The organism is Parasphingomonas frigoris (genome assembly GCF_036663815.1).
Classification (GTDB): Bacteria; Pseudomonadota; Alphaproteobacteria; order Sphingomonadales; family Sphingomonadaceae; genus Sphingomonas.
Genome location: NZ_JAXOJQ010000095.1, coordinates 1 through 1,056, shown reverse-complemented (window position 1 = coordinate 1,056; position 1,056 = coordinate 1). Strand labels below are relative to the sequence as shown.

Here is a 1,056-nt window from a genome sequence, read left to right as displayed (position 1 = left end):
CGCGCATATCCGTAGCCTGCTTCTCGGTGTTGCGCTGACGTATAGCGCTGCACCACTCCAGGCGGAAACGCTGCGAGAGGCGTTGGTCAAGGCGTACAACACCAACCCGACGATCACCGCCCAGCGTGCCACCCTGCGCGCGACGGACGAGAACGTGCCGATCGCGCGCGCTTCGGGGCTGCCGTCGGCCAACGCGACCGGCGATCTCACCGAATTCCTCGTCACCGGCCAGAACAACTTCGTCGCGCCGCCTCGCCAGGCGGTGGCGCGGGCAAACGTGTCGGTCCCGTTGTACCTCGGCGGGCAGGTCCGCAATTCGGTTGCGGCGGCAAAGACCCGCGTCGAGGGTGGCCGCGCGACGCTGCGCGGTACCGAAGCCGATCTGTTTACGAACGTCGTCGCGGCGTACATGGACGTGATCCGCGACGAGGCGATCGTCGGCTTGAACACGCAGAACGTCCGCGTCCTCGACGTCAATCTCCAGGCCAGCCGCGATCGTTTCCAGGTCGGCGACCTGACCCGCACGGACGTAGCGCAGTCCGAGGCGCGCCTCGCGCTCGCCCGCGCCCAGCTCCAGTCCGCGCAGGCCAATCTGATCTCGAGCCGTGAAAGCTATATCCGGTTCGTCGGGACCCCGCCGGGCACGCTCGATACCCCACCGACTCTGCCGCATCTGCCCGACAGCCCGGCCTCGGCCGTGACCGTCGCGATCGACAATAATCCGGTGCTGATCGCAGCGGCCAAGGAGCGGGACGCGAGCCGCTACGACGTCGGCGTCGCCCGCGCGAGCCGCCTGCCGCAGATCAGCGCGGTCGGTGGCGCGAGCTACACCAATTACCTCGGCTCGATCGCAGCGGTGCCCGCCGGCGTCAGCGGTATTCCGAACGCCAACAAGGCGGTGCAGGCCGGACTTTCGCTGACGCTGCCGCTGTTCCAGGGCGGGCGTCCCGCCGCGCAGGTTCGCCAGGCCGAGGCGTTCCAGTCGCGCGCGATCGAGAACGTCACCGCGACCGAGCGCAACGTGATCGCGCAAGCGCGCTCCGCCTATGCCGTGTG

Annotated in this window: 1 protein-coding gene; it reads left to right on the top strand. The window is 68.8% G+C overall.

Annotated features, from left to right (window positions below; all coding sequences use genetic code 11):
* Positions 1-7: 7 nt before the first annotated feature.
* Positions 8-1,056, top strand: a 1,049-nt coding sequence (locus tag U1872_RS22725) for a TolC family protein (RefSeq protein WP_332795110.1), incomplete at its 3' end; no start/stop codon positions are given.